We start from the raw sequence: 24,290 nt of genomic DNA, 5'->3' as shown, positions 1-24,290 counted from the left end.
AGGAATCCAGCGTGAACCCACGACCCAGCCGCCGGACCGTCCTGCTCGCGACCGGCGGATCGCTCCTCGCCACCCAACTCTGTTTCGAAACGGCCTCCGCGGCGACCACCGGATTCGCCCATCCAGGGCTCCTGCACAGCGCGGCGGACCTGGACCGGATGCGCGCCGCGGTCAACGGCCGCCAGGCCCCGCAGTACGACGGTTTCCTGGCGCTCGCCGCGCATCCCAGATCGTCGTACGACTACGTGGTCCGCAACACCGGTCACATCACCTCCTGGGGTCGCGGTCCGGCCAACTTCATGGCGGAGGCGGTCAGCGATTCGTGCGCGGCGTACCAGAACGCGCTGATGTGGGCCGTCACCGGCGACGTCCGGTACGGAGACAAGGCGCGCGACATCCTCGACGCCTGGGCCGGGAGCCTCGAGGCGATCACCGGCGCCGACGGGCAGCTCGGCTCCGGCCTGCAGGGTTTCAAGTTCGTCAACGCGGCCGAGTTGCTCCGTCACACCGGCTACACCGGCTGGCCGGCAGCGGCCGTGGACAGGTGCCGCGAGTCGTTCCGCAAGGTCTGGTACCGCTCGTTCGCCGGCAACGCGCTGTTCGCGAACGGCAACTGGGACGTCGCCGCGCTACAAACGATCATCGCGATCGCGGTGTTCTGCGACGACCGGGTGATGTTCGAGAACGCCGTCCGGTACGCCGTCGCCGGTGCGGGGAACGGGCGGATCGAGCACATCGTGGTCGAGGCGACCGGTCAGGGCCAGGAGAGCGGACGCAGTCAGGCCTACGCACAACTCGCACTCGGCCTGCTGGCCGACACGGCTGCGGTCGCCTGGAACCAGGGAGTCGATCTCTTCGGTCACGCCGAGGACCGCCTGCTGAGAGGTTTCGAGTACACCGCCCGCTACAACCTCGGCGACGACAGCGTGCCGTTCACGGCCGACCTCGACCGCACCGGGAAGTACATCAAGACAGTCATTGCCACCGGCAACCGCGGTCAGTTCCAGCCGATCTACGAGCTTGCCTACGGCCACTACGCCGGACGTCGCGGACTGCCCACGCCGTACCTCGAACAAGTCGTGTTCCGCAACGGCAGCCGCTTCGTCGAAGGAACCAACGACGACCATCCCGGCTGGGGCACGCTCACCCATGCCAACCCGCAGATTCCGCAGACCGCGCCGAGCCGCCCGCCCGGGACGCCGTACGGCGTCACCGCGCAGACCGGTCCGGCCGGCGTCGTACTGCGCTGGGCCCGCTCCGTCGATCCGCTGAGCTGTACGGACGCGGCGAGCTACACCGTCAAGCGTGCGACCGGCGACTCGTTCGCGACGATCGCGACCGGGCTGACGGACACGGTGTTCACGGACAGCACAGTGCGACCGGGCCGGACGTACTACTACCTCGTCGAGGCAACGAATGCGGCGGGCACCAGCGCGGCCTCGCTGCCGGTCGCGGCGGAGCGATCGCCGTGGATCAGCATGGACATCGGGCCGGTCCGGCGCCCCGGCAGGACGGATTTCGACGGCCGTACCTTCGTGCTCGAGGCCGGCGGCTCCGACATCGGCGGGACGCGGGACAGCTTCCGGTTCGCTTCCGTGCCGATGACCGGCGACGGCGTCGTGACGGCGCGCGTCGTCGCGCCGGTGAGCTCGCAGTACGCGAGCGTCGGCGTGATGCTGCGGCGTTCGCTCGAGCCCGGATCGGCGCACGCATCCATGCTGATCAAGGGTCTCCCGCTGCACACGTGGAGCGGGGTGTGGACGGTCAGGCCTGATACCGACGCCCCGACCACGGGTACCGGCAGCACGCTGGTCCCGCTTTCCCAGCAAAGCGCGATCACGGTCGGCGCCGGGTTCCCGATCTCGAACCTCGGCTCCCTGCCACAGTCCGCGACACCGCTCGAGGCGCCGTACGTCGAGGCGGCGAGCGACGGCTACCGGCTGCGCAGACCGTACTGGGTCCGGGTCGTCCGCAAGGGCACCACCTTCACCGGCCTCATCTCCCCCGACGGCACGACCTGGACCGAAGTCGGCTCGTCGAAGCTCCAACTCGGCGCCACCCTGTACGTCGGAATCGCCGTATGCTCCGCGCTCGACGCGACCTACACCGAGACGACAACCGCCGCCTTCGACAACGTCACCGTGCCGGGCTGGTCGGTCCGTCGGCCGGACAGGCTCACCGGCCCGCTGACCGCACGCAGCGCGTCGAGTGCGATCGAGCTCGCCTGGACCGATCTGGACGTCGCGGCCTCCTACACGATCCACCGCAGCGCAGGCGGCCGGTACCAGACGATCGCGCGCGACGTCACCGGATTCGGTGTCGAGACCCGCTACCGCGACGCGACCGGCGTACCGGGAACGACCTATCGCTACGTGGTCACGAAGACCAACGTCGCGGGATCCGGCGAACGGTCGGCGGAAGCCGGTGCGACGATGCCGACCCAGGCCGCGCCCGAGATCACCAGCGCGACCGTCGCGTACGCCAACGCGGGCCGACCGTTCCGGTACCGGATCGTGGCGACGAACGATCCCGCGTCCTACTCCGCGACCGCACTCCCCCGCGGACTCTCGCTCGATCCGCGCACCGGCGTCATCTCGGGAACACCCGTTGAACAAGGACTTTTCACGATCACCATCGGGGCGGGTCCGTCGACCGCACGGGTCGCGCTGACCGTCGCCGCGCCGCCGCCCGAGCCGTGGGCGTACCGCGACATCGGTGACTACGTGCTCGACGAGCGCGAACTCGCGACCTACAGCGCCGTCGCGATCCGGACGCCCGGCATCACCAGTCATGCCGACGGGACGTTCACCGTCCGCGGCGCCGGCTCGGACCTCAACGTGATCAACCAGGGCATGACCGCGCAGTACGCGTCCGTGCTGCTCACCGGCGACCACACCATCACCGCGCGCATCGTGAGCACCGACCCCGGCGGCCGGGTCGGACTGATCATGGCCAAGTCGCTGTCGCCGTTCGACCAGCAGGCCGGTGCGATCGTGTCCGGCGACAAGACGCAGTTCGTACGACGCCTGCGCGTGGCGACCGGTCTCGCCACCACCGAGGTCGCCGGCGCGGCGGTCTGGCTGCGGCTCCGCCGAGCCGGCGAGACGTTCGCCGCCGAGACCTCTCTCGACGGCACCACTTGGACGCCGCTCAGTGAGCCCGCCGCGATCGCCGGCTTCGGCGACGCGCCCTATCACGCCGGTCTGGCGGTCGTGTCCCGCAATCCCTTCGTCCTCAACACCACCGTGTTCGACAACGTGTCGATCAGCTAGCCGATCAGCCAAGGAGCGCCCCGCCGATGAACTCAGACATCACCCGACGCCGGCTGCTGCAAGCCACCGGCGCGACCATCGCCGCCGGTTACGTCACCACGCAGGCGAGCACAGCGACCGCCACTGCCGCCGTACCGGCTGTGGTCACGTACCCGATCCCGGACGGGATCGCGCAGGCCACCACGTTCGAGGTCAAGGTCCGCACCCCGCGCGGCCGGTGGCAGCCGGTGGCGACGTACTCGGTCAACCTCAAGCAGATCAACGCCACCACCGGCGCGGGGCAGGTGCTGAAGTCCTCGCTCGCGTACTTCGACATCGACGGAGCGGTCGAGGTGATGGTCAGGTACACCAAAGGCACTGTCGAGACCGCGCGGATCCGGCCGCTGTCGTACGGCATCGAACCGCGGATCGAGGACGACACGGTCCGGTTCACGCTGACCGGGCCGCGCAAGATCGTGGTCGAGGTGAACGGCGAGATCTTCGACTGCCTGCACCTGCTCGCCCGGCCGGTCGAGACCGCCGCGCCGGCTCCGGACGACCCGGACGTCATCTACTTCGGCCCGGGCGTGCACACGACCGCCACCGGTCAGCTGATGGTCCCGAGCGGCAAGACCGTCTATCTGGCCGGCGGCGCCGTACTGAAGACGTCGGTGATCTTCAGCAACGTCACCGACGGCCGGTTGCGCGGGCGCGGCGTCATCTACGGCACCAACGGCGGCGGCTGCACCATCGTGGGTTCGAAGAACATCAGCGTCGACGGCATCTCGATGCTCAACCTGGCGACCGGGTACGCCATCACCGCCGGCATGTCCGACCAGGTGTCGATCACCGACTTCGGCTACTTCAGCGCCGGGCAGTGGGGTGACGGGATCGACATCTTCTCCAGCAGCGAGGTGCTGATCGACCGCTCGTTCCTGCGCTGCTCCGACGACTGCGTGGCGCTCTACACGCACCGCTGGGACTACTACGGTGACACCCGCAACGTCACCGTCGCGAACTCCAGCCTGTGGGCGGACGTCGCGCATCCGGTCAACGTCGGGACGCACGGCAACACCGACGACCCCGAGATGCTGGAGAACCTCACGATCAGCAACGTCGACATCCTCGACCATCGCGAACCGCAGAAGTGGTACCAGGGCTGCATCGCGCTCAACCCCGGCGACAGCAACCTGGTCCGGAACGTCCGGATCGAGAACGTCCGGGTCGAGGACTTCCGCTGGGGACAGTTCCTGCACCTGCGCGTCGCTTACAACAAGTCGTACAACACCTCGCCGGGCCGCGGCATCGAGGGCGTGTACGTCAAGGACCTCACTTACACCGGCCGGAACGCCGAGACCGCGATGATGCTCGGGTACGACGAGTCGCGCGGCATCAAGGACATCACGTTCCAGAACCTCGTCGTGAACGGCACCGTGATGGCGTCGACGATGCGCAAACCCGGCTGGTTCACGGTCGCCGACATGGCGAACATGCACGTCAACGAACACGTCACCAACCTGCGCTGGCTGGACGCAGCCACGGCACCGACGACGGCACCGCCGGCGATCACGACCCCGGACACCGCAGCGGTCACGGCCGGCGCACCCGTCGTACTCACGATCACCGCAACCGGCTTCCCGACCGGCTTCGGCGCCCAGGGCCTGCCCGCCGGACTGACCGTCGACGCGGTCACGGGCGTCGTCTCGGGAACTCCGGCCGGCCCCGGCGTCCACAACGTGACGCTGACCGTCACGAACGTCGCGGGGACCACCACCAAGAGCCTCATCCTGACCGTTTCCTGACACCACCGCCCCGAAGGAAGGAGAAGGATGAAACACAGGGAGATCGATCGACGAACCTTGCTCACCGCCGCTGGAGGTGCGGCCGTCGCCGGGCTGGCCGCCACCGCCTTCGCCCGAAGCGCCGACGCGGCGCCGGCCACCTTCACCCACCCCGGTGGGTTGCACAACTGGGGCGACCTGAACCGGGCGAAGGTCCGGGTCGCGGCCGGTGACGACCCCTGGCTGTCGGGCTGGAACCGGCTGACCGCCAACGCGCACGCCCAGTCCACCTGGCAACCGAATCCGCAGGCGACCATCGTCCGCGGCGGCACCGGCGAGAACTACGGCATCCTCTACAACGACATCCACGCCGCGTACCAGAACGCGCTGCGCTGGTGGGTCCAAGGCTCGACCGCGCACGGCGACTGTGCGCGCAACATCCTGAACGCCTGGTCGGCCACGCTCACGACCGTGACAGGTAACGCAGACCGGTTCCTGGCGGCCGGCATCTACGGGTACCAGTTCGCGACCGTGGCCGAGCTGATGCGCGGCTACGCCGGCTTCGACCTGGCCCGGTTCAAGACCATGATGCTGAACGTCTTCTACCCGCTGAACAACTCGTTCCTGCTGAACCACAACGACGCGTGCATCACCAACTACTGGGCCAACTGGGACCTGTGCTCGATGAACTCGATCCTTGCCATCGGCATCCTCTGCGACGACGCCGCGAAGTACGACCAGGCGGTGAACTACTTCAAGAACGGCGCCGGCAACGGCTCGATCCGGCACGCGATCCCGTTCGTCTACGACGACCAGGGCCTCGCGCAGTGGCAGGAATCCGGGCGGGACCAGGGCCACACGCTGATGGGCATCGGCCAACTGGGCGCCTTCTGCGAGATGGCGTGGAACCAGGGCGAGGACCTGTACGGGTACGACGACAACCGTTTCCTGAAGGCCGCGCAGTACGTCGCGAAGTACAACCTCGGCGAGGACGTACCGTTCACCAAGTACACCTGGGGCACCGGGCAGAACTGCGCCTACCAGGAGCACACCGTGATCTCGAGCGCGAGCCGCGGTCAGATCCGGCCGGTCTGGGAGGTCCTGCACTACCACTACACCCGGCGGAAGTACCTCTCCGTGCCGTACATCTCGGCGATGGCCGCGCAGGTCCGTCCCGAGGGCGGTGGCGGCGACTACGGATCCACGAGCGGCGGGTTCGATCAGACCGGCTTCGGCACCCTGGCGTACGCCAAGTAGATGGCGAGTAGATAGCGAGTAGATTGCGAGGTATGAGTAGCCTGCGTGTGCTGTTCCTCGGCGGGACCGGAATCATCAGCTCGGCCTGTTCGTGGCGAGCGATCGAATCAGGCCTCGACCTGACGATCGTCAACCGCGGCAAGACCGCCGGCCGTCCGGTCCCGCCCGAGGCGCAGGTGATCACCGCCGACCTCGACGCCCCGGCGACGCTGACCCAGATCGCCGCGCAGGACTTCGACGTGGTGGTCGACTGGATCGCGTTCACGCCCGATCACGTGCGTGCCCGGACCGACGCGCTGCGCGGGCACGTCGGCCAGTACGTCTTCATCAGCTCGGCATCGGCGTACCAGACGCCGCCGGCCCGGTTGCCGATCACCGAGTCGACGCCGCTGCGGAACCCCTTCTGGCAGTACTCGCGCAACAAGATCGCCTGCGAGGACCTGCTCACCGCGCTGTACCGCGACGAGGGCTACCCGGTGACGGTCATCCGGCCGTCGCACACGTACGACCGCACCCTGGTTCCCTTCGACGGCGGCTGGACGATCGTCGAGCGGATGCGCCGTGGGCAGCCGGTCGTCGTCCACGGCGACGGCACCTCGCTGTGGACCCTGACGCACCACCGCGACTTCGCTCGCGGTCTGGTCCCGCTGCTCGGCCATCCCCGCACCCTCGGCGACACCTTCCAGATCACGTCCGACGACGTCCTGACCTGGGACCAGATCGCGCACGCCCTGGCCGCCGCGGCCGGTACGACGGCACAGATCGTGCACGTCCCCTCGGACGCCATCGCTGCGGTCCATCCAGGCTGGGGCGACGGATTGCTCGGCGACAAGACCCACTCGGCGGTCTTCGACAACAGCAAGCTGCGCAGTGTCGTCCCCGACTACGTCGCCACCATCCCGTTCGAGACCGGCGCCCGCGAGATCGTCGCCTGGTACGACGAGGACCCGGCTCGCCGCCGCCTCGACCCGGCCGTCGACGAGGCGATGGACACCCTCATCACCCGCTACCGTCCCTAGACCGCGTAACCCCCTGCGCTAGGGCGTTGTCAGCGCCGCGGTCATGCGCCGGCGGGCTTCGTAGTAGTGGTTCGGGTCGAGGACCGGGCGGTCGAAGCGCAAGGTCCGGTCGGGGTCGACGATGTCCTGCGCGGCGGCGCTGCCCTGGCAGGCGCGGACTGCCTGGAGCGCGCGGTGGTCCCACATCGCCTGGGCGAAGACGCGGTGCCGGAGCGACGGCCAGGGGGTGCCGTCCGGGCCGGGGTAGACGGCGAACGGATCGCCCGACGGGAACGCACCACCGGCCGAGGTGTCCGCGAACGGGTCGATCCGGCGCAGCGCGTGCCAGGTGTACCAGAAGTTGAATCCCCAGTGCAGGAAGCCGTCCACTCCCGATGCGAAGAGCTGGTGCCCGATCGCCCGGTTGCGCGCCGAGGGCATCCCGACGAAGCGGTTCGCGACATCGCGATCCTGGCTGACGCAGTAGTACACCCACAGACGTTCCGGTCGCTCGGCCAGGAACGGTTCGACGTGATCGGTGGCGACGACGGGTACGGCGACGGCGCCGGACGTGTAGAACGAGTGCTCGCTGAGCGCGTCGACGACCGTCCAGCCCTTCAGCAGATCGGAGACCACTGCCTTGGCCGCGAGGTAGCTGGCGAGTCCTTCCGCACCCGACGGCTCGTCCGAGACGTGGAAGACCACATGCTCGCGGTCCCACTCCTCGTCCAGCACAGCTTGCAGCGCCGGTAGCAGCGCTTCCATCAGTTCGCGGTACCGCGCGTCGGTGGCCGGGACGTCCCAGCCGAAGGCGCGCTCCTCGTTCACCACGATGCCAGGCGTGGCGTTCGCGCCCCACTGGGTGAACAGATGCGCGACCTCGACCCCGGTGATCCCGGTACGCCGGCACAGGTCGAGCCACCGGCGCAGCCGCTCGAACCCGAAGCGGTACCCGTCGTCGGTCGTGGTGATCTCGATCAACTGCACCACGGTGCGGTACGTGCCGATCGCGGTGTCGAGCGGCGGCGTCCAGACCGGCGCGAGCAATGACGTCGCGCCCATCTCCGCCGCCGAGGCCATGAACCGCTCGACGACGGCCCAGTGCTCTTCGCTGAAGACTTCGAGGCCGTAATGATCCGCGAGCGCGTCGACGTGCATCCAGTGGCTGGACACGATGTCGAGCGGCGGCAACTGGATCCCGGTGAGCTCGACGGTGACGGGAGCGCGGTGCAGCTCGGAGCCGTCGGGCGCGTCCACCACGATCGTGAGCTCGTGGACGCCGGCCCGCGCCGGATCGGTCGCCGTGACGTCGAACCAGAGCGCTCCCCAGCTGCCGAACCGCACCGGGACCTCGCCGTTCGGCAGCGGGCGCAGCACGTCCGGGTAGAGACCGGGTTCGTCGTACTCGTACCCGTCGTCGTGTCCCGGGAGGGCGACGAACGAGCACGGCACGAGCTCCACGCACGACACGGCGACCAGGTCGGCCGCCGCTCCCTCGACCCGCACCCGCAGCGGGCTCGGGTTGCGGAACGCCGGGTCGAGCGGCGGGCGGTACGCCAGCTGGAAGGACGCCGGCTCACCGAGGAACGCCTGGAACCGGGTCTGCGCGGACACCGGACGCGGCTCCCGGACCGGGTGCACCTTGGCCAGCGCATCGCAGAGCACGAACTCCCACTTCGCGGTCACTCCGGACCACTCCTCTCCCGATCCTGCGTATTCGTGGCACCAATGATGCAGATTCACGCAGCAACGCACAACGCCCGGTCCGTCCACCGAACCGGCGGCGCGTTTGCGGACCGAGCGCCGGGGCACCGCTCGTACACGTCGAGTTCGACCAGATCACGAGGAGATGACATGGCTACCGTCTCCCCCGGAGACCGCAAGGACCTGATCGGTCTGATCGTCAGCGACCACCGAGCGGCCGAGCGGCTCTTCGCCGAGCTGATCGCCGGCGCGGGCGACGCGCAGCATCGCCGGGACCTGGCAGACCATCTGACGACCGAACTGGTCCGGCACTCGGTGGCCGAGGAGCTGTACCTGTACCCGGCGGCCCGCCGGGCGCTGCCCGACGGGGACCAGGTCGCCGACCGCGGGATCGAGGAGCACGCCGACATCGAGCGGATCCTCAAGGACCTGGAAGGCGTGGACCCGGCCGATCGCACCTTCGACGAACTGATCGGAAGGCTGTACGTCGACGTCCAGGACCACGTCGCGCAGGAGGAACGCGAGGTGCTCCCGCGCGTGCAGGACGCATGCGATGCCGACGAACTGCGGGAGCTCGGCGAGCTCGTTGCTCGCACCAACGCGGCGGCACCCACCCGGCCGCATCCGTCCGCCCCGGACACCCCACCGCAGGACCTCGTTCTGGCTCCGGGCACCGGGATGATCGACAAGCTCCGCGACGCCCTGACCGGCGGGGACGCTCGATGAGTTCAGATGCTCATCTCCTGTGGTCGTGGACAACGGCGATGCATCATGAACACGTGGACGAGATCAGCGGGACGAACGCCGGTGACGCCACCCTGACCGCGGCGACCTTCGCGCAACTGGCGATGGAGATGCACGAGGCGGGGGGTGTGGAGGAGACCGTCCAGGCGGTCGTCGACTTCGCTCTGCACGCCCTGCACTGCGACTACGCAGGCGTGGCGCTGCGCACTGCCGACGGCCGGCCGGAAGTTCCGGCAGTCACTGATCCGGTGGTGGCCGAGATCTACAACTTCCAGCTGGCGGGTGCGGAGGGCGCGCTCGTGCAGTGCATGCGCGACCGGTCGATTATTCGGGTGCCGGACACGGTGCAGGAGCTCCGCTGGCCCGAGTGGTCCGCGAAGGTCCGCGAGCTCGGCGTCCACAGCGTTCTCGACGTACCGCTGTGGGCCGGCGGCGGCACGGTCGGCGTCCTGGGCCTGTACAGCAAGCAGACGAATGCGTTCGGCGCGGACGAGGAGGCGATCGCCTACATCCTGGCCCGCCACGCGGCGGTGGCCGTCGCGACCGCCCGGCGCGAGGAGAACCTGTCGGTCGCCGTCGACGCCCGCAAGCTGGTCGGCCAGGCGATGGGCATCCTGATGGAGCGCTACAACCTGACCGGCGACGAGGCCTTCCAGGTCCTCAGACGCTACTCCCAAGACACCAACACCAAGCTCCGCGAGGTCGCCCAGCAACTCGTCGACAACCGCCGCCTGCCCCGGACGTGAGGTCCGAGGCGGCTGTGGGGCGAGGGATGTTGGTGTGTGTCGGGGATCTTGTCGAGGATGTTGTGGTGTGGACGGCTGGGCCGGCGCGGGTGGGGACCGACAATGTGGCGCGGGTGTGTCGGGCGCGTGGTGGGGCGGCGGCGAATGTTGCTGCGTTCGCGGGCAGCTTGGGGACGTCGGTGCGGTTCGTGGGGCGGGTGGGCGACGATCTCGTCGGCAACGCGCTGATCCAGGATTTGATCGCCGCGGGCGTCGACGCGAAGGTCCAGCAGGAAGGGCGGACCGGGACCATCGTCATTCTCGTGGACCCGCGCGGGGAGCGGACGATGTACCCGGATCGCGGGGCTGCGGCGGAGCTGGCCGATGTCCCGGACGATTGGCTGTCCGGTGCCGGCGCGATCCACCTCTCGGCGTACTCCCTCGTGGGCCCTTCGCTGTCGGTCCTCCGCCGCGCCTCGGAGCTAGCCCGGGCCGACGGTGCGGTGCTGACGGTCGACGCGTCCTCGGCCGCCCTCATCGACGCGATCGGTCCGGACCGGTTCCGCGACCTGATCAGATCGCTGCGGCCGACGTACCTGTTCGCGAACGGGATCGAGGCCGACGTCGGCTCCCTGCGCGACCTCGCATCCTCCGGTACGACGGTTGTGGTCAAGAACGGCGTCGAACCCACCGAGCTCCACTTCGGGGGCGGCCGCACGGCAAGCGTGCCCGTGCCGCGGGTCGGTGAGGTGCGGGACACCACCGGCGCCGGTGACGCGTTCGCCGCGGCATTCGTCACCGCCGTCCTCGTTGACGCCGACATGGTCGACGTGGTCGACGCCGTCGCGGCAGGTCATACGCTGGCTCAGCGGGTCCTCGCCGAACCGGGCGCGACCCTGTCCATTGTGTCCGCGAAGGCCGAGAAGAACGGAACCACAGGTGATTGAACCCATCCTGTCCGACGACGTGGCGCAAGCACTGTCGGGCGGGCGCGCGGTCGTGGCGCTCGAGTCGACGATTTTCTCGAACCTCGGCCTGCCCGCCCCGGCGAACGCCGACGCGCTCGAACAGTGCAAGCAGGCCGTCGCCACCCACGGCGCCGTGCCCGCCGTCACGGCGATCCTCGACGGCCGGCCACACCTCGGGCTGTCGCCGGACGAGGAGAAGCGGGTGCTCAACGGCACCCGCAAGGTCGCCGAACGCGATCTCGCGGTGGCGCAAGCTCAGGGCTGGGACGTCGGCGTCACCACGGTGTCGGCCACCGTGGCTCTGGCCCACGTCGCCGGGATCTCGGTGTTCGCGACCGGCGGTATCGGCGGCGTCCATCGCGGATCCGAACTGACCGGCGACGTCTCGGCCGATCTCGATGCCCTCGCCAACCATCCGGTCGTCACCGTCTGCGCGGGCGCCAAGGCGTTCCTCGACCTGCCGCAGACGCTGGAGTACCTCGAGACCGCGGGCGTCCCGGTCCTCGGCTGGCAGCACGACTGGTTCCCTGCGTTCTACACGCGGTCGAGCGGCCTGCCGGTGCCGCACCGCGTCGACGACGAGCGTACGGTCTGCGACGTCCTGCGCTTCCGGTCGAGGCAGGACACCGGCGTACTGCTGACCGTTCCGATCCCCGTCGAGGACGAGATCCCGGCGGCCCGCATCGACGCCCAGATGAAAGCCGCGTTGGAGGCCAGCGCCCAGGCCGGAATCACCGGCCCCGCCGTCACGCCGTACGTCCTCGCGAGGATCGAGAAAGAGACCGACGGCCAGAGCATCCCGGCCAACCTCGCGCTGGCCCGCAACAACGCCGCAGTCGCGGCCCGAATCGCCGTCGCTCTCGCTAGATAGTCCCATCGCGCCCCGTCTTGGCCTGCGCGGCAAGCCACCGGGGCGCAATCGCGTGTGGTGGACGGTCTCAGTGGGTACCGGCTGGCTCGTGACGTACGTGCGGGACGACGAGGGTTCCGGTGAGCGCCTCGATCGGCACTGGAACGAGCTGCTGCAGGAGTTGCGGCTCGCTCAGACCGGGACGCAGATCCTGTTCGCCTTCTTGCTGGGGATCGCGTTCCAGAATCAGTTTCACTCGGCGGACGCCTTCACGCACGCGGTGTATGCGGGCACCCTGGTCGCGTCCGCGCTGGCGGCGGCGTTCTTCCTGGCGCCGGTCGCATTGCACCGGGTGCTGTACGGGCGTGGTTTGCGTGATCGTCTGGTCACCGTCACCGACCGACTGGCGCGCGGCGGCATGACGCTGCTCCTCGCCTCGATGTCCGGCGGCGTCCTGATCGCGCTGGACGTCGTACTCCCCCGACCCGCTGCGGGCGTTATGGTCGGTGGTGTGCTGATCGTGTTCCTGGCGTTGTGGCTCGCGCTGCCGGCGTACGTCAGGCACAAGGGACCGGAGAAGCCCAACTGAACCCACGGAGACGCAGTGGATCGCGCGGCGGTGCTCGGACGACTCGGCAGGCTGCTTGCTGCCACTGATCGACGAGAGCAGTTCGCCACCCGCCTGTGTGACGCGAGCCGGCGGCTCGTCGGCGGCCGGGGCGGCTCGATCAGTGTGAACAGCGACGACACCGAGGCCCGGTTGACGCTGGCCGCGACCGACGAGGTGGCGGCCGAGCTCGAGAGCCTGCAGGACATTCTCGGCGAAGGGCCGTGCCGGGAGGCGTACCGGCAGGACGAGGCGATCGTGACGGACCTGGACGATGCCGTCAGCACCTTGTGGCCGGAGTTCAGCCGCTCGGCCCTCGAGTCGGCGGGCGAAGTCACCCTGCACTGCTTCCCGATGCGTGCGGCGAGCCGTCCGTTCGGTGTCTACGCCGTTTACTCGTACGACGAACTCAGCGAGCCGGACGACGTCGTACAGTTCCTGGCCGACGTCATCGGAACCGCCGTACTGCGGGAGGCGTCCGCCCCCGGGACGGACGACATCTGGTCGGGCCGGTCGGTCATTTATCAGGCCACCGGCATGGTGTCGGTGCAACTGCAGGTATCACCCGTCGACGCACTCGCCATGCTGCGCGCCCACGCGTTCGCCCACGACACCACCTTGAACGAGATCGCGGAGCACGTCGTGGCCCGCCGCATCGACTTCCGCACCCGCTGACCACGATCGACGGGCGAGTACGACCACCCCGACAGCCAGCGGGCCCTCGGGCAGATCCACCAGCGGGCCCTCGAGCAGATCCATGAGCTGCTCGACGGCGGGCACGGCTGAACGGCAGCCGCGTCACCCCCACGACCAACTCCGTGGGGGTGACGCCGCGCCGGCTTCGGTCAGGTGAACAGGCTGACGCCACCCGGGCCGACCAGCAGGCCGATGACGATGAGCGCCGCGCCCCACAACATCTGACCGCGGAACAGCGACACGATTCCGGACACGACGAGGATCACAGCGATGATCCACAGAACAAACTCCATGGCCCTTCCCTTTCCGACACCGGGCACGCCCGGCAGTTGAAATCCCCGTGCGACCTTTCGGTGCCCGCGCGATCCGGGCGCAAACCTGACCGTTTCGGTGGCGGACCGGCGGACACCGGAGTGGCATGCCGACACTCCTGCCGACCGCCTCCGCGCCGGACAGCGGCCGGATCCTGCGCGACGTCCTGGGACCTGTCGTGGCCCAAGGGGCGATCCTGCGCAGACCTGCTCTGGGCGCGCTCGCCGAGCGGCTGCGCGTCGACGATCGGGCACTGCGCTGTGTCCGCCGCCTGCGTCGTACGTACGGTGACGGACCCGTGCTGTTCCGCATCCCCGGCCGTACGCTCGCGCTCGTTCTCGCCGCGGACGACGTCCACCGACTGCTCGCGCAGACACCTGATCCGTTCGCCGCTGCGACCGACGAGAAAGTCGACGCGCTGAAGCATTTCCAGCCGCACGCGGTCCTGGTGACCGATCCCCCGCTCCGCGCCGCGCGCCGGGAGCTGAACGAACAGGCGCTCGACAGCCACAGCCCTGTGCACCGCCACGGCCATCGCTTCGTCGAGGTGGTCCGCGAGGAGCTGTCCGACCTGCACGCGACTCTCGGCTGGAACGAGTTCCGTGAGGTCTGGTCGCGGATCGTACGCCGGATCGTGCTCGGCGACGGCGCCCGCGACGACGTGCAGCTCACCGCGCACCTCGACCGGCTCCGCGCCGACGCGAACTGGGCCCAGTTCGGTCCGAGCCACGACGAGCAGCGCTCGCGGTTCCTCGCCTCGCTGTCGCAGTACGTCGACAAGGCGGAACCCGGCAGTCTCGTCGGAGGGCTCGACCGCCCGCGCGGCACGCTCGACCCCGCGGGCCAGGTGCCGCACTGGCTGTTCGCGTTCGACGCCGCCGGCATCGCGCTGTGGCGGCTGCTCGCCGTTCTCGGCACTCATCCGTCGGCTCTCCGGACGATCGTCTCCGAGGCCCGCCACCCGGAGGCTTCGCCGCTGCTGGCCGAGGCCGGAGCCGCGCTGCAGGAATCCCTCAGGCTCTGGCCGACCACGTTGGTCGTGCTGCGGCAGTCGTCGGCGGACACCGAGTGGCGGGGACGCTCCGCACCGGCCGGTACCGAGTTCGTGATCGTGAGCTCGGTGTTCCACCGCGACGACGACGCGCTCGACTTCGCGAACCGCTTCGAGCCGAGCGCGTGGCTGGACGGCCGCACCGACGGCGCGTGGCCGATCATCCCGTTCAGCGAAGGTCCGGCCGAGTGCCCCGGGCGCAACGTCGTCCTGCTCACCGCCAGCGCCGCGGTCAGCCACATCGCCGATCGCTACGACCTCGACGTCGATCCCACCACCCGCGCGAAGCTCGGCGGCGAGCTGCCCCGCACGTTCAACCACGCCTGGGTACGGATCGGGTTCTGGCCCCGGGCAACCAACTGAGGAGTCATCGATGGAACAGGTTGTTGTGGTGACCGGGGCGAGCGCAGGCGTCGGCCGGGCGACCGCGGTCGCGTTCGCGCGGCGCGGCGCCAAGATCGCGCTCCTGGCGCGCGGGGAGACCGGCCTGCAGGCCGCCGCGCGGGACGTGACCGAGGCCGGTGGAACGCCGTTGCCGATCCCGGTCGACGTCTCCGACGCCGCCCGGGTCGAGGCCGCCGCAGATCAGGTCGAGAAGGAGCTCGGCCCGATCGACGTCTGGGTGAACGTTGCCTTCACCTCGGTGTTCGCGCCGTTCCTGGAGATCGAGCCGAGCGAGTTCAAGCGCGCCACCGAGGTCACCTACCTCGGGTACGTCTACGGGACCAGGGCGGCGCTCACGCGGATGAAACCGCGCGACCACGGTACGATCGTGCAGATCGGCTCGGCACTGTCCTACCGCGGGATCCCGCTGCAATCGGTGTACTGCGGGGCGAAGCACGCGATCCAGGGCTTCCACGATTCGCTGCGCTGCGAACTGCTGCACGACAAGTCCCGGGTGCGCGTGACCATGGTCCAACTGCCGGCCGTCAACACCCCTCAGTTCTCCTGGGTGCTGTCCAGACTGCCGAAACACCCGCAGCCGGTGCCGCCGATCTTCCAGCCCGAGGTGGCCGCGGACGCGATCCTTTACGCCGCGGACCATCCGCGCCGGCGCGAGTACTGGGTGGGCGCGCCGACCGCCGCGACCTTGATCGCCAACAAGTTCGCGCCGGGCCTGCTGGACCACTACCTCGGCCGGACCGGCTACAAGTCACAGCAGACGAACATGCCCAACGAACAGGCCGCGAACCTGTGGGGTCCGGCCGACGACCGCAGTCGGGACTACGGCGCGCACGGAGCCTTCGACGAGCGCTCGTCGGCGCGCAGCTACCAGATGTGGGCGTCGAGGCATCGCGGCCTGATCGCCGCGGCAGCGGCCGGGGTCACCGCGGCGACCCTGTACTTCGCCCGGGGCCGGCGGTAGCGGAGCTGATTGGAGAACGCCGCATCGGGCACCCGAAAGGTAAGCGACGACGCGGAGGTGCGCGTGAAGATCGGATATTTCCTGTCCAGCGAGGAGTACACGCCGGCGGAGCTGATCGAGCAGGCACGGATGGCCGAGGAGGCCGGGTTCGACGCCTTGTGGATCAGTGACCACTTCCATCCGTGGAACGACGAGCAGGGCGAGAGCGCGTTCGTCTGGTCGACGATCGGCGCGGTCTCCCGGGTGTGCGAGCTGCCGGTGACGACCGCGGTCACCTGTCCGACCGTGCGGATCCATCCGGCCGTGATCGCCCAGGCGGCGGCGACCAGCGCGGTCCTGCTGAACGGGCGGTTCACGCTCGGCGTCGGGACCGGCGAGGCGCTCAACGAGCACATCCTCGGATCGGTCTGGCCGAGTCTCGACGTACGGCTGGAGATGCTCGAGGAAGCGGTCGAGATCATGCGCCGGTTGTGGACCGAGGACGGGTTCGTGAACCACCACGGCAAGCACTACACCGTCGACACCGCGCGGATCTACACCCGGCCGCCGGACCCGCTGCCGATCTACATGTCCGGATTCGGGCCCGAGGCAACCGATGTCGCGGCGCGGATCGCCGACGGGTACATCACGACGTCGCCCGACCGGGACCTGCTCCGGCGGTTCCGCGACCACGGCGGCCTCGACAAGCCGGCGCAGGCCGGGTTCAAGGTGGGTTACGCACCGACCGAGGACGAGGGCGTCGAGCAGGCGCACCGGATCTGGCGCAACTCCGGTCTTCCCGGCGAACTCGCCCAGGTCCTCCCCTCCCCACGGCACTTCGAGCAGGCCAGTGAGCTGGTCACGAAGGAGTCCACCGCGCAGTCGGTCGCCTGCGGGCCGAAGGCCGAGACCCACGTCGAGGCGTTCACGCCGTACGTCGACGCCGGGTTCGACGAGGTGTACGTCGCGAACATGGGCCCGCACAGCGTCGACATGATGAATCTCTACCGCACCGAGGTCCTCCCCGAACTCCGTCTCCGCAAGGAGCAGTCCCATGACTAGCCACCAAGCCTGGACCACCGTCGACGTCGCGCCGAACGTCCTGTTCGACCGGCTGTCCGACCTGGACCATCTCCCCGACTACCTGCCGTGGCTGACCTCGCTGCGGCGTACCGAGGCGATGCCTGTCGAGGCGCAGGGCCCCGAAGCACGCCGGCCGCACCAGGCGGTGCACGAAGAGGTCGACGTCACCGCCGGCGACGATCACCGCGACGGCTGGATCGACGTCCTCGACGAAGACCGCATCCTCCGCTGGCAGATCGAGGGGCCGCACGCCTACCGCGGCGAACTGGCCGTGGACTTCGTCGCCGACGGTACGTCGAAACTCACCGTCCAGCTGGACACCACCGCCGCCACGGACGTCGATCGCGAACTCGAACAGGCCCTGGCCGACATCAAGACGTCGTTCGAACAGCACCCGCCGACGGAACGGTCGTGATCCGGTAGAAGCGCCGGGCGGTGGCGGAGTAGATCTGTTCACGGTCGTCGTCCGAGAGTCCGGACAGCGCCGCGGTCAAGCCCTCGAACACCTGGTCGTAGCCGCCCGCGGCCGTCGAGATCGGCCAGTCGCCGCCGTACATCAGCCGGCCGGGGCCGAAGACGTCGAGGGCCCGGTCGACGAACGGCTGGATCGACTCCCGATCCCCGGGATAGACACCGGAGAGCTTCGCGTGCACCAGCGGGTTCTCCGCTGCAGTCTCGATCAGGCTCCACCACGGTTCGCGGCCGGCCTCGCCGATCGGCGGCTTCGCGAGGTGGTCGATGACGATCCGCAGCCCGGGATGCCGCTCCGACAGCGTCGGGACGTGTTCGAGATGCCGCGGAAGGACGGCGACGTAGTCGAACGTCACGCCCGCGCGCTCGAGGACGCCGAGACCCTCGTCCACGTCGGGCCGTAGGATCCAGTCCGGGTCGGGGATGTCGTGGATGAGGTTGCGGATCCCGACGACGCGAGGATCCTTCCGCAGCTGCGCGAGACGGTCCGCCGCGACGTCCGGCCGGTCGAGCGGCACGTATGCCACGATCGCCGCGACCTCCGGGTGCCGATCCGCCACCTCCAGCATCAGATCGGTGTCGCCGTCGTGGTCGTCCGACTGGACCAGCACGGTCGCATCGACACCGTTGCGGACCAGGTGCGGCCGCAGTTCCTCGAAGGTGAACGTGCGGTTCCACTGCGGCACCTGCGGTCCGAGCCACGCGTACGGCGAGCGGACCAGATCCCACACGTGCTGGTGGGCGTCGATGATCATGCCTGACCTCGCTTGTCGACCAGGTAGAGATGGGTGAGGACGAGCACGGTCTCGCCGCGCTGGTTGGTCACGCTGACCTGCTCGTGAACGTACCCGTGGGTCTCGGGTGTGCGCCGGTGGTCGGACTTCTCGGCGATCACCGCGGTCACCGTGATGGTGTCGCCGATGAACACCGGCTTGATGAACCGGATCTTGTCGTACCCGTAGGACATCGACCGTGGATTGATGTCGCCCGCGGTCATGCCGACGGCGACCGACAGGATCAGTGTGCCGTGCGCGATCCGCTGCCCGGCCGGCTGGGTCGCCATCCACTCGGCGTCCAGGTGGTGCGGGAAGAAGTCACCGGTCTGGCCGGCGTGCAGCACGATGTCGGCCTCGGTGATCGTCCGCCCGACGGTCGTCCGGGTCTCCCCGATCTCGTGGTCCTCGAACCAGCGGTCCGCAACCTTCATCGATCCCCCAGCAGTCGTTCGGCCAGTGCGTTCGCGCGCCGTACCAGCTCCGTGTCGGTCGACTCGCCCCGCAGGGTCGCGGTGACCCACGGCGAGACGACGTCCTGGAACTCCATGTAGCCGGCCGTGCGGGGCCGCACCCACGCACCTTCCAGCGTCTGCCGGGTGCCTCGGAAGAAGTCCCACGAGTCGTCGTTCAGCCGGTCGTCGTCCCACGACGCGGCGTACCCGGGCTGTCCACCGGCGTCGTAGTACACCCCCGACTGGACCTCCGGCGACGCCAGCCACACGGCGTACGCGCGGGCCGCGTCAAGCTTCTTGCTGTACGCCGAGACCGCGATGCCCGCTCCGCCGAGCTGCGATCCCGCGACGCCGCGCGGCCCGGCCGGAATGTCGACGTACTTGAGCCGGTACGGCCGGAAGCCGCGCCGCGAATAGTTCGTGTATCCGTACGCGAGCGGCGCGTACGCCCAGCGCTCCTCGCGCGCCAGCGCCTCGGCGACCTCGATCGGATTCGCTTCGAGGCACCAGTCAGGTACCCGCTCCGCGAGCCGGTGCATCAGGTCGAGGACGGCGCCCGCGTCGTCCTCGGCGAGGAAGCGCCCGGGCTCGGCCGCGACCGGCGTACCGCGGTTGGCCGCGAGCGTGCACAGCGTCGAGTACGCGTCGATCGGCTTCGCGGGCCAGAGCACCCGGCCTTCGCCGGCCAGCTCGAGGACGCCGTCCCAGTCGGCCGGCGGCGCCGGCAGCAGATCCGGCCGGTGGACCGCGACCTGCGCAGCGGAGTCGGTGGCCAGACCGTACTGGTGCCCGTCGTGCGCGTACGACGCATGACTGTTGCCCACGGCATCGGCCGCCAGCGCTGCCAGCTCCGCGTCGTGCCCGGCCCCGTCCAGCGGCGCCAGCAGTCCGGCCGCCAGCGGGACGTGCGGATGGTCGATGACGAGCAGGTCGTACCGCGCGGCGAGACCCGCGATCGGCCCGTCGGCGAAAGCCTGGAGCGACCGGTACTCCCACTGCACGTCGACGCCGGTACGCCGGGCGTAGTCCTTCGCCGCGGCGACCTGGCAGTCGTACCCGCGCGGATGCTGCCACGTCATGCCCCGCAGCGTCGTCATACGATCTCCTCCACGTCGACCGGATCGTGCTCACCCAAGCGGGGCGCCGGTCGCGAGTCGGTCAGCCGCTGCCCGTCGATCCGGATCGGGCTGCGGGTCGTCGTCAGGTCGAGACCGTCCCGCCGCAGCTGCTGCGTCATCGCGATCGCCCGGAAGCCTTCGTGCCCGACGAGCTCGTCCAGCGTCAGGACCGGCGCGCACCAGATGTCCTCGGCGTCCAGCACGGCCAGCCACTCGTCGCGCGTGCGGGTGCTGAGCCGCTCCGACAGCAGGTCCTCGATCTCCTCCTGGCGGTCCCACCACGACTGTGGATCGGTCATCGCGGTCACGTCCGGCAGGTCGAGCAGCCGGCCGATCGTCGGCACCGGGTTCATCGCGATCGCCAGGTACCCGTCGCTGGTCGGATAGATGCCGTACGGCGCCGGGAGGAACGCGTGCGCCGACCGGATTCCCTTCCGTCGGACCTCGATCGACGGATCGTTGAGCCGCGTCGTCAGCAGCTCGAACTCGAGATCGAGCAGGGCCTCCAGCAGGCTCGTCTGCGCGTGCCCGCCCCGACCGGTGCGGAAGCGCCGTACGAGCAGGGCGGTGATGCCCTGCGCGAGGTGACAGCTGGCCAGGTGATCGGCGACCGCCAGCCCGACGGGCACCGGCGGATCGTCGCGGGAACCGTTCAGCCAGGGCAGTCCGGCGATCGACTGGGCGAGCAGATCCTGCCCGGGGCGATCCTTGAACGGGCCGGTGTCGCCGTACCCGCTGACGCTGCCGTACACGATGCCCGGGTTGATCCGGCGGACCGTCTCGTAGTCGAGGCCGAGGCGTTCCATCACGCCCGGGCGGAAGTTCGAGACCAGCACATCGGCGGTCGCGACCAGCGCCCGGACCCGGGCCAGGCCGGCCGGGTCCTTCAGGTCGGCGACGATGCTCTCCTTGTTCCGGTTCATCGCGTGGAACGACATGCTGTCGCCGTCGACCGTCCGGCCGGCGAAGGCCAGCTGCCGACCGGCGTCACCGTTGCCGGGGCGCTCGATCTTGATCACCCGCGCGCCCAGGTCGGCGAGGCGCAGCGCCGCTACCGGCCCGGCCAGGAACTGGCTGAAGTCGAGCACGGTGACCCCGGTCAGGGGTAGATCCGTCACCACTCGTCGGTCCTCTCAGGTCGTAGTTCAGGCGTCGTACGGCGGTGGCTCGCCGCCGTTCGCGGCGGACGTGTAGGCCGCCTCGACGACGGCCATCGTGCGGAAGACGTCCTCCACCGACGTGGGCAGCGACGGGATCGACCCGTCCAGGTAGCGCTGCACCACGCCCATCGAGCCGATGAACGCGTCCGGGAACCACGACCCGTCGAACGGCACCGGCCGCCAGCCCTCCGCGAGCCTGTCGTCGGTGACCAGTTCGAGCCGATCCTCGCCGCCGCGCGGGTAGTCCAGCAGGAGACCGAGCTGCACCCGTACGGCGCCCTTCGTGCCCTCCCACTTGACGTAGCTCTCCTCGTACCGCTCGCCGAAGTGGTGATCGTGGTTCGTCGACACCACGACCCGCAGCGGCCGGTCGCCGTACGTCAGCGCGATGTCCGAGCGGCTGTTGGCGTGCGACTTCGACGGATGCCGCACGGTGACCGCGGACACGCCGGTCGGATCGCCGAGGAACGAGCGGACCAGATCGAGGTAGTGGACGCTGTGCATGTTGATCTCGAGCCGGTCGAGCTCGAGGACGTACGGGAACATCTCCCACGGCGTCCGGACGGAGATGCGGACCTCGACGTCGTACAGCTCACCGATGATGCCGTCGGCAATCAGCTTGCGCGCGACCGCGACGTACGGCGCGAACCGCAACTGGGTGTTGACCGCCGCGACCAGGCCCTTGCGGCGGCAGACCTCGCGGGTCCTGATGCCTTCCGTCAGATGGTTGCCCAGCGGTTTCTGGAGCAATACTGCCGCGCCGTCGGGCAGCTGTTCGAGGACCTCGAGGTGAGCCTCGGGCGGGAGGGCGATGTCGTAGACCGCGTCGTCCGGCGCGGCGGCGACGGCGACAGCAACATCGTCGTACGCCTCAGGTACGGCGTACTTGGCGGCGAGGGTCTGCGCGCGGTCGAGCCGGAGGTCTGTGATGCTCGCGACCGGGAAACCCGCCCTGCTGTACGCGGGCAGGTGGGCGTCGCGCACGATGCCGCCGGCGCCGACGATCACGATCGGGCGCGGGTTCGCCGGCCGCTCCAGGGTGTAGCCGGGGTGCGGCGAGAACTCGGGCAGGCCGGTCATCAGCCCTTCACCGCCCCGACCGTCTCACCGCGGATGAGGAAGCGCTGCGCGCCGAGGAACACGGCCAGCAGCGGCAGCATCGAGATGAACGTCGCGAGCGCCAGCTGAGGCATGTAGAGCTTCACGTCCAGGCCGGCGGCCACGGTCGGGTTGAACAACGGGCTCGCTCCGATCAGTTGCTGCAGACCGATCGACACGGTCTGGTTCTGCTGGTTCGAGGACAGCAAGGCCAGCGGCAGGAAGAAGTTCGTCCAGTTCGCGACGAACGCGAAGAAGGCGACCAGGACGACGACCTGCTTGGAGATCCGCAGGCCGATCCACCAGAACACCGACACCTCGCCGAGCCCGTCCAGCCGGGCGGCCTCGACGAGTTCCTTCGGCATCGTGGTCAGGTAGTGGATGTAGGACAGGTACACGCCGAACGGGAAGAACCCCATGATCAGCGCGACCGGCCAGAGCTGCCCGACCGCGCCGACCGCGTTCACCTCCAGGAACAGCGGGATCACCAGCACCGTGTTCGGCATCACCATCGTGACCAGCGTGATCAGCAGCACCGCCCGGCGGGCCCGGAACCGCAGCCGCGCCATCGCGTAGCCGGCCGGCAGCGCCGCGACCACGGCGAGGATCGCACCGCCGCCGGCGACGATCAGCGAGTTCGTCAGCCAGCGGGTGAACAGGCCGCCCTCGGGGCCGAAGCCGTTGACCTGCGACCAGCTGTACCGGACGTTGCTCCAGGCAATGTCCCCGAGGCCGAGGACTCCCCCGCTGCCGGCCTCGACGCCGTCGTTCGACCGGAAGGCCATCGCGACGAAGCCGGCGATCGGCACCAGGAAGATCGCGGCGACGAACAGCATCGACACCACGCGCGCCAGGCGGCCCGCGCTCCAGTTCTCGATCATCAGCTGTCCTCCTCGCCGAACAGCCCGCTGCGGAACACGATCAGCAGCCCGATGCCGAGCGTGATCACGAGCAGGATCAGCGACATCGCCGCCGCGGCCGGGAAGTTGTAGTTGCTGAACGCGAAGGCGTACCCGAGCTGCGTCGGCGTCCACTGGTCGGGCAGTGCGTTGCTCGCCACCTGGTCCAGCAGCTGCGGTTCGAGGAAGAGCTGGAAGCCGTACGCGAGGTTCATCAGGGCGGCGTACCCGATCCACGGCCGGATGATCGGCAGCTTCACGTGCCAGGCGAGCTGCCACGCGTTCGCACCGTCCAGCGCGGCCGCCTCGAAGATCTCGTCGGGGATGCCGTTCAGCCCGCCGTTCACGACGACGATCCAGGAGCCGACGCCCTGGAAGAACATCATCGCGGTGAGCACGAACGGCAGCTGCCCGGGCGCGGCGACGGCCTGCTTGATCGTGTCGACGCCGATCGCGTGCCACAAGCCCTCGATCGGCGACTGCCCCGGGTTGAGCAGGTACACCCAGAGGACGAAGTTCGCGATCCCGGCCAGCGCGCCGGGGATGTAGTACACGAACCGCATCGCCGAGCCGAACCGTCCGGGACTGGCGTGGATCAGCAGCGCCAGCCCGACGATGCCGATCATCATGATCGGCAGCCAGATCACCAGCGTCGCCAGCACGTTCTGGAACGTGTCGACGAAGCGGTAGTCGGTGAACACCGTCTTGAAGCTCGTGACGCCGCCGAACCCGGTGCTCGGGTCCAGCGGTGTCGGCGGCTTCTCCAGAGCGGTCTTGACGGCGTACCCCACCGGTACGATGCCGCCGACGAGCAGCAGGACGGCGTACGGCGACAGCAGGAGCCAGGCTCCGCGGGTCTCGCTCGACCTGGACGCCTTCGGCCGCCGGGTGCTCGGCACCTGGAGGCCGGTGCTGCGCTCGTCCATCAGGGCGGTTGTCATCGG

23 protein-coding genes are annotated in these 24,290 nt (G+C 69.4%); 14 read left to right on the top strand and 9 right to left on the bottom strand.

The features are described from left to right. The first annotated feature begins 11 nt into the window (after positions 1–11). Genes AB0I12_RS04300 through AB0I12_RS04285 form a run of 4 tightly spaced genes read left to right on the top strand, consistent with a single transcriptional unit; the run spans position 12 to position 7,308 of the window. A complete protein-coding gene (locus tag AB0I12_RS04300; RefSeq protein ID WP_359924343.1) occupies positions 12–3,272 on the top strand; it encodes an alginate lyase family protein in 3,261 nt (1,086 codons plus the stop codon). Positions 3,273–3,298: 26 nt separating this feature from the next. Next, complete coding sequence (locus AB0I12_RS04295) at positions 3,299–5,053, top strand: glycosyl hydrolase family 28 protein (RefSeq protein ID WP_359924340.1); 1,755 nt, start codon at positions 3,299–3,301, stop codon at positions 5,051–5,053. A 27-nt stretch (positions 5,054–5,080) separates the two neighbouring features. After that, the gene (locus AB0I12_RS04290; protein ID WP_359924338.1) at positions 5,081–6,289 is read left to right on the top strand and encodes an alginate lyase family protein; all 1,209 of its coding nucleotides are present in this window, start codon (positions 5,081–5,083) and stop codon (positions 6,287–6,289) included. A 32-nt stretch (positions 6,290–6,321) separates the two neighbouring features. Next, a complete protein-coding gene (locus tag AB0I12_RS04285; RefSeq protein ID WP_359924336.1) occupies positions 6,322–7,308 on the top strand; it encodes an NAD-dependent epimerase/dehydratase family protein in 987 nt (328 codons plus the stop codon). An 18-nt stretch (positions 7,309–7,326) separates the two neighbouring features. On the opposite strand, the gene AB0I12_RS04280 is transcribed toward AB0I12_RS04285, so the two are convergent. Further along, positions 7,327–8,973 carry a DUF4091 domain-containing protein gene (locus AB0I12_RS04280; RefSeq protein WP_359924333.1) on the bottom strand — a complete coding sequence of 549 codons (1,647 nt, stop codon included), beginning with the start codon at positions 8,971–8,973 and terminating at the stop codon, positions 7,327–7,329. A 168-nt stretch (positions 8,974–9,141) separates the two neighbouring features. On the opposite strand from AB0I12_RS04280, the gene AB0I12_RS04275 reads away from it, so the two are divergent. The 6 genes from AB0I12_RS04275 (at position 9,142) to AB0I12_RS04250 (ending at position 13,560) form a co-directional block, all read left to right on the top strand. Then, a complete protein-coding gene (locus AB0I12_RS04275; RefSeq protein WP_359924330.1) occupies positions 9,142–9,717 on the top strand; it encodes a hemerythrin domain-containing protein in 576 nt (191 codons plus the stop codon). A 122-nt stretch (positions 9,718–9,839) separates the two neighbouring features. Then, on the top strand, positions 9,840–10,481 hold the full coding sequence (locus AB0I12_RS04270) for a GAF and ANTAR domain-containing protein (RefSeq protein WP_359925123.1): 642 nt from the start codon (positions 9,840–9,842) through the stop codon (positions 10,479–10,481). 26 nt (positions 10,482–10,507) lie between these two features. After that, the gene (locus AB0I12_RS04265; protein ID WP_359924327.1) at positions 10,508–11,407 is read left to right on the top strand and encodes a PfkB family carbohydrate kinase; all 900 of its coding nucleotides are present in this window, start codon (positions 10,508–10,510) and stop codon (positions 11,405–11,407) included. Continuing rightward, positions 11,400–12,299 (top strand): pseudouridine-5'-phosphate glycosidase, encoded by a 900-nt coding sequence (locus tag AB0I12_RS04260; protein ID WP_359924324.1) that lies wholly within the window; start codon positions 11,400–11,402, stop codon positions 12,297–12,299. The genes AB0I12_RS04265 and AB0I12_RS04260 overlap by 8 nt, the downstream gene beginning before the upstream one ends. An 88-nt stretch (positions 12,300–12,387) precedes the next feature. Continuing rightward, positions 12,388–12,867: a DUF6328 family protein gene (locus AB0I12_RS04255; protein WP_359924322.1), complete on the top strand. Its 480-nt coding sequence runs from the start codon at positions 12,388–12,390 to the stop codon at positions 12,865–12,867. Positions 12,868–12,882: 15 nt separating this feature from the next. Beyond that, positions 12,883–13,560, top strand: coding sequence for a GAF and ANTAR domain-containing protein (locus tag AB0I12_RS04250; protein WP_359924320.1), 678 nt, complete (start codon positions 12,883–12,885; stop codon positions 13,558–13,560). Positions 13,561–13,730: 170 nt separating this feature from the next. Here the strand turns inward: AB0I12_RS04250 and AB0I12_RS04245 are convergent, their stop codons facing one another. Next, positions 13,731–13,874: a GPGG-motif small membrane protein gene (locus AB0I12_RS04245; RefSeq protein ID WP_355692203.1), complete on the bottom strand. Its 144-nt coding sequence runs from the start codon at positions 13,872–13,874 to the stop codon at positions 13,731–13,733. A 125-nt stretch (positions 13,875–13,999) separates the two neighbouring features. On the opposite strand from AB0I12_RS04245, the gene AB0I12_RS04240 reads away from it, so the two are divergent. The 4 genes from AB0I12_RS04240 (at position 14,000) to AB0I12_RS04225 (ending at position 17,787) form a co-directional block, all read left to right on the top strand. Next, positions 14,000–15,307: a cytochrome P450 gene (locus AB0I12_RS04240; RefSeq protein WP_359924316.1), complete on the top strand. Its 1,308-nt coding sequence runs from the start codon at positions 14,000–14,002 to the stop codon at positions 15,305–15,307. Positions 15,308–15,317: 10 nt separating this feature from the next. Then, positions 15,318–16,310, top strand: coding sequence for an SDR family oxidoreductase (locus tag AB0I12_RS04235; protein ID WP_359924313.1), 993 nt, complete (start codon positions 15,318–15,320; stop codon positions 16,308–16,310). 63 nt (positions 16,311–16,373) lie between these two features. Further along, positions 16,374–17,351, top strand: a complete 978-nt coding sequence (locus AB0I12_RS04230; RefSeq protein WP_359924310.1) for a TIGR03557 family F420-dependent LLM class oxidoreductase — start codon at positions 16,374–16,376, stop codon at positions 17,349–17,351. Continuing rightward, entirely contained in the window at positions 17,344–17,787 is a 444-nt protein-coding gene (locus tag AB0I12_RS04225; RefSeq protein WP_359924307.1) for an SRPBCC family protein, read from the top strand. Before AB0I12_RS04230 ends, AB0I12_RS04225 begins: the two co-directional genes overlap by 8 nt. Here AB0I12_RS04225 and AB0I12_RS04220 read toward each other — a convergent pair. From AB0I12_RS04220 to AB0I12_RS04190, 7 genes are read right to left on the bottom strand one after another with little or no spacing between them, the layout of a single operon-like run. After that, positions 17,744–18,598 carry an amidohydrolase family protein gene (locus tag AB0I12_RS04220; RefSeq protein WP_359924304.1) on the bottom strand — a complete coding sequence of 285 codons (855 nt, stop codon included), beginning with the start codon at positions 18,596–18,598 and terminating at the stop codon, positions 17,744–17,746. The two genes, AB0I12_RS04225 and AB0I12_RS04220, sit on opposite strands and share 44 nt — an antisense overlap. Continuing rightward, positions 18,595–19,050 (bottom strand): MaoC/PaaZ C-terminal domain-containing protein, encoded by a 456-nt coding sequence (locus AB0I12_RS04215; protein WP_359924301.1) that lies wholly within the window; start codon positions 19,048–19,050, stop codon positions 18,595–18,597. The genes AB0I12_RS04220 and AB0I12_RS04215 overlap by 4 nt, the downstream gene beginning before the upstream one ends. Next, positions 19,047–20,168 carry an extracellular solute-binding protein gene (locus AB0I12_RS04210; RefSeq protein ID WP_359924299.1) on the bottom strand — a complete coding sequence of 374 codons (1,122 nt, stop codon included), beginning with the start codon at positions 20,166–20,168 and terminating at the stop codon, positions 19,047–19,049. Before AB0I12_RS04210 ends, AB0I12_RS04215 begins: the two co-directional genes overlap by 4 nt. Beyond that, positions 20,165–21,307 carry a CaiB/BaiF CoA-transferase family protein gene (locus tag AB0I12_RS04205; protein ID WP_359924296.1) on the bottom strand — a complete coding sequence of 381 codons (1,143 nt, stop codon included), beginning with the start codon at positions 21,305–21,307 and terminating at the stop codon, positions 20,165–20,167. The genes AB0I12_RS04210 and AB0I12_RS04205 overlap by 4 nt, the downstream gene beginning before the upstream one ends. A gap of 27 nt (positions 21,308–21,334) precedes the next feature. Next, a complete protein-coding gene (locus AB0I12_RS04200) occupies positions 21,335–22,429 on the bottom strand; it encodes a Gfo/Idh/MocA family oxidoreductase (protein WP_359924294.1) in 1,095 nt (364 codons plus the stop codon). After that, positions 22,429–23,328, bottom strand: coding sequence for a carbohydrate ABC transporter permease (locus AB0I12_RS04195; protein WP_359924291.1), 900 nt, complete (start codon positions 23,326–23,328; stop codon positions 22,429–22,431). Before AB0I12_RS04195 ends, AB0I12_RS04200 begins: the two co-directional genes overlap by 1 nt. Beyond that, on the bottom strand, positions 23,328–24,287 hold the full coding sequence (locus tag AB0I12_RS04190; protein ID WP_359924289.1) for a sugar ABC transporter permease: 960 nt from the start codon (positions 24,285–24,287) through the stop codon (positions 23,328–23,330). The genes AB0I12_RS04195 and AB0I12_RS04190 overlap by 1 nt, the downstream gene beginning before the upstream one ends. Positions 24,288–24,290: the final 3 nt, after the last annotated feature.

The sequence above is a fragment of the Kribbella sp. NPDC050459 genome (assembly GCF_040655315.1).
Taxonomy (GTDB): domain Bacteria; phylum Actinomycetota; class Actinomycetes; order Propionibacteriales; family Kribbellaceae; genus Kribbella.
Note: the sequence above shows the minus strand (reverse complement) of the source record. Positions and strands in the feature narration are given on the sequence as shown.

Excerpts from the sequence above, each read along its gene's own strand:
- AB0I12_RS04295 (WP_359924340.1), top strand. The coding sequence starts at position 3,299 with ATGAACTCAGACATCACCCGACGCCGGCTGCTGCAAGCCACCGGCGCG.
- AB0I12_RS04290 (WP_359924338.1), top strand. The coding sequence starts at position 5,081 with ATGAAACACAGGGAGATCGATCGACGAACCTTGCTCACCGCCGCTGGA.
- AB0I12_RS04285 (WP_359924336.1), top strand. The coding sequence starts at position 6,322 with ATGAGTAGCCTGCGTGTGCTGTTCCTCGGCGGGACCGGAATCATCAGC.
- AB0I12_RS04275 (WP_359924330.1), top strand. The coding sequence starts at position 9,142 with ATGGCTACCGTCTCCCCCGGAGACCGCAAGGACCTGATCGGTCTGATC.
- AB0I12_RS04270 (WP_359925123.1), top strand. The coding sequence starts at position 9,840 with ATGGAGATGCACGAGGCGGGGGGTGTGGAGGAGACCGTCCAGGCGGTC.
- AB0I12_RS04265 (WP_359924327.1), top strand. The coding sequence starts at position 10,508 with ATGTTGGTGTGTGTCGGGGATCTTGTCGAGGATGTTGTGGTGTGGACG.
- AB0I12_RS04245 (WP_355692203.1), bottom strand. The coding sequence starts at position 13,874 with ATGGAGTTTGTTCTGTGGATCATCGCTGTGATCCTCGTCGTGTCCGGA.
- AB0I12_RS04240 (WP_359924316.1), top strand. The coding sequence starts at position 14,000 with ATGCCGACACTCCTGCCGACCGCCTCCGCGCCGGACAGCGGCCGGATC.
- AB0I12_RS04235 (WP_359924313.1), top strand. The coding sequence starts at position 15,318 with ATGGAACAGGTTGTTGTGGTGACCGGGGCGAGCGCAGGCGTCGGCCGG.
- AB0I12_RS04225 (WP_359924307.1), top strand. The coding sequence starts at position 17,344 with ATGACTAGCCACCAAGCCTGGACCACCGTCGACGTCGCGCCGAACGTC.
- AB0I12_RS04220 (WP_359924304.1), bottom strand. The coding sequence starts at position 18,598 with ATGATCATCGACGCCCACCAGCACGTGTGGGATCTGGTCCGCTCGCCG.
- AB0I12_RS04215 (WP_359924301.1), bottom strand. The coding sequence starts at position 19,050 with ATGAAGGTTGCGGACCGCTGGTTCGAGGACCACGAGATCGGGGAGACC.
- AB0I12_RS04210 (WP_359924299.1), bottom strand. The coding sequence starts at position 20,168 with ATGACGACGCTGCGGGGCATGACGTGGCAGCATCCGCGCGGGTACGAC.
- AB0I12_RS04200 (WP_359924294.1), bottom strand. The coding sequence starts at position 22,429 with ATGACCGGCCTGCCCGAGTTCTCGCCGCACCCCGGCTACACCCTGGAG.
- AB0I12_RS04195 (WP_359924291.1), bottom strand. The coding sequence starts at position 23,328 with ATGATCGAGAACTGGAGCGCGGGCCGCCTGGCGCGCGTGGTGTCGATG.
- AB0I12_RS04190 (WP_359924289.1), bottom strand. The coding sequence starts at position 24,287 with ATGACAACCGCCCTGATGGACGAGCGCAGCACCGGCCTCCAGGTGCCG.